Origin of the sequence: Streptomyces tricolor (assembly GCF_002155905.1) — a bacterium.
Taxonomy (GTDB): Bacteria; Actinomycetota; Actinomycetes; order Streptomycetales; family Streptomycetaceae; genus Streptomyces; species Streptomyces tricolor.
This window is the reverse complement of the sequence record NZ_MUMF01000305.1, coordinates 1-2,777: the sequence shown is the minus strand read 5'-3', so window position 1 is coordinate 2,777 and position 2,777 is coordinate 1. Positions and strand designations below refer to the sequence as shown.

3 protein-coding genes are annotated in these 2,777 nt (G+C 70.9%); all 3 read left to right on the top strand.

From position 1 onward, the window contains the following. On the top strand, positions 1–1,081 hold a 1,081-nt coding region (locus CCN44_RS22095; RefSeq protein WP_086698878.1), incomplete at its 5' end, for a L,D-transpeptidase. Between the two features lie 80 nt (positions 1,082–1,161). Next, the gene (locus CCN44_RS22090; protein WP_059252694.1) at positions 1,162–1,929 is read left to right on the top strand and encodes an enoyl-CoA hydratase/isomerase family protein; all 768 of its coding nucleotides are present in this window, start codon (positions 1,162–1,164) and stop codon (positions 1,927–1,929) included. Positions 1,930–2,123: 194 nt separating this feature from the next. Continuing rightward, on the top strand, positions 2,124–2,732 hold the full coding sequence (locus CCN44_RS22085) for an ATP-binding protein (RefSeq protein WP_079081154.1): 609 nt from the start codon (positions 2,124–2,126) through the stop codon (positions 2,730–2,732). The last annotated feature ends 45 nt before the right edge of the window (positions 2,733–2,777 follow it).

The following is a 2,777-nucleotide window of genomic DNA, read 5'->3' as shown; positions in this document are numbered from 1 at the left end:
CGGCGGCCGGCAGGGCGGGCAGTCCACGGCCGCCGTCAGCATCGCGCCCAAGTCCGGGGCCACCGGGGTCGACACCAGCGGCGCGCTCAAGGTGAGCGTCGCCGAGGGCAAGCTGACCGAGGTGACCGTCAAGGACGAGAAGGGCACGAAGGTCGAGGGCGCCATCACCGGCGGCGGCTCCTCCTGGACGCCGTCGACCCATCTGGCCGCGGCCACCAAGTACACGGTGCACGCGGTCGCCGAGGACTCCGAGGGCCGCAAGGCCGCCGAGGACGCCACCTTCACCACGCTCACCCCGAAGAACACCTTCATCGGGACCTTCACCCCCGAGGACGGCTCCACCGTCGGCGTGGGCATGCCGTTCTCCATACGCTTCACCCGGGGCATCACCAGCCCGGACGCGGTCGAGAAGGCGATACGCATCAAGACCGAGCCGGCCGTCGAGGTCGAGGGCCACTGGTTCGGCAACGACCGCCTGGACTTCCGCCCCGAGAAGTACTGGAAGGAAGGCACCAAGGTCACCGTCGACCTCGACCTGGACGGCGTCGAGGGCCGCGACGGCGTCTACGGCAAGCAGCGCAAGACCGTGAAGTTCACCATCGGCCGCAACCAGGTCTCCGTCGTGGACGCCGAGAAGCACACGATGAAGGTCACCCAGGACGGCAAGGTCGTCAAGACCATCCCGGTCACCACCGGCAAGCCCGGCTACGACACCTGGAACGGCCAGATGGTCATGAGCGAGAAGCTCACCGTCACCCGGATGAACGGCGAGACCGTCGGCTACGGCGGCGAGTACGACATCAAGGACGTGCCGCACGCCATCCGCCTCACCACCTCCGGCACCTTCCTCCACGGCAACTACTGGGGCGGCGACGCCTTCGGCAACTACAACGCCAGCCACGGCTGCGTGGGCCTGCGCGACGTGCGCGGCGGCTACGACAGCTCCGTCCCGGCCGCGTGGTTCTTCAACCACTCGATGATCGGTGACGTGGTGGTCGTCAAGAACTCCCACGACGCCACGGTGGCCCCGGACAACGGCCTCAACGGCTGGAACATGTCGTGGGCCGAGTGGAAGAAGTGAGCCCCCGCTGACGTACGGGCCCGGTGCTGTGACCTACGGCACCGGGCCCGATGCCGTTAGTGGCCGTTAACCTGAGCCCCATGACCGTCTCTCTCGAAGTCGCCGAAGGCGTCGGCACCCTGCGGCTCGACCGGCCGCCGATGAACGCGCTGGACATCGCCACCCAGGACCGGCTGAAGGAACTGGCCGAGGAGGCCGCGGACCGCGACGACGTGCGCGCCGTGGTGATCTACGGCGGCGAGCGGGTGTTCGCGGCGGGCGCGGACATCAAGGAGATGCAGAACATGGACCACGCCGCGATGGTCCGCCGCTCCCGCGCGCTGCAGGACTCCTTCACCGCCGTGGCCCGCATCCCCAAGCCCGTCGTCGCCGCCGTCACCGGCTACGCGCTCGGCGGCGGCTGCGAGCTGGCCCTGTGCGCCGACTACCGCATCGCCGCCGACAACGCCAAGCTCGGCCAGCCCGAGATCCTGCTCGGGCTCATCCCGGGCGCCGGCGGCACCCAGCGGCTGCCCCGGCTGATCGGCCCGTCCAGGGCCAAGGACCTCATCTTCACGGGCCGTCAGGTCAAGGCCGACGAGGCCCTCGCCATCGGACTGGTGGACCGGGTGGTCCCGGCCGCCGAGGTGTACGAGCAGGCGCACGCCTGGGCCGCGAAGCTCGCCCAGGGCCCGGCCATCGCGCTGCGCGCGGCGAAGGAGGCCGTCGACACCGGTCTGGAGACCGACATCGACACCGGGCTCGCCGTCGAACGGAACTGGTTCGCGGGCCTGTTCGCCACCGAGGACCGCGAGCGGGGCATGCGCAGCTTCGTGGCGGAGGGGCCGGGCAAGGCCAAGTTCCTCTGACCGTCAACGGCGCGCGGGTCCCGCTGACTCCGGCGGGTGGCCCCGTAATTGACGCGTCGTCTGATTCGGGTCCCTCGATGGGGCGGTTTATGGGAGCCTTAAGGCAGCCTTAAGCCTGCTGTGTCGAGGGAGCCCGTCGATTGCCGGAAAGTGAGCCGTCGCCGCAGGTCAGCAGGGCTGTACCGAATATCGACATGCCAACGGCATATGCCGATCGGCGGGCGTGGCGCGGGGGCGTGCGGGGGGCGTATTCCTCCGGAACGGCCCCCAAGGCGGCTCCCGACGGCCATCATGGGGGCATGGCGGGGCTGGAGGGCATCGATCAGCCGCGGGGACACAGCCGTGCAGCCGCGGCACGCTGGTCGCCCGCGGTCGAGGACGAACAGGCGCTCAAGGCGCTCGAACTGTTCGGCAACCCGACGGAGGCGGAGGTGCCGCTGCCGTCCCGCCCCGAGTCCGCGGCCACCGCCCGCCGGCTCGCCCAGGTCGTCGTCCTGCGCACCTGGCGGCTCAGTCCCAAACTGGCCGAGGACGCCGTCCTGCTCGTCTCGGAACTCGTCGGCAACGCCGTACGGCACACCGGCGCCCGCGTCTTCGGCCTGCGGATGCGCCGCCGCCCCGGCTGGATCCGGGTGGAGGTCCGCGACCCCTCCCGGGCCCTGCCCTGCCTGATGCCGGTCCAGGAACTGGACGTCAGCGGCCGGGGCCTGTTCCTGGTGGACAAGCTCTCCGACCGCTGGGGGGTCGACCTGCTGCCGCGGGGCAAGACGACGTGGTTCGAGATGAGGGTGGCCGACCGGTAGCCGGACCCCGGGCGGGCGCGCCCCGCAGGGGCGCGGGGAACTGCG

Bases quoted from the DNA above. Each gene is read 5' to 3' on its own strand.
- CCN44_RS22090 (WP_059252694.1), top strand. From the start codon at position 1,162: ATGACCGTCTCTCTCGAAGTCGCCGAAGGCGTCGGCACCCTGCGGCTC.
- CCN44_RS22085 (WP_079081154.1), top strand. From the start codon at position 2,124: ATGCCAACGGCATATGCCGATCGGCGGGCGTGGCGCGGGGGCGTGCGG.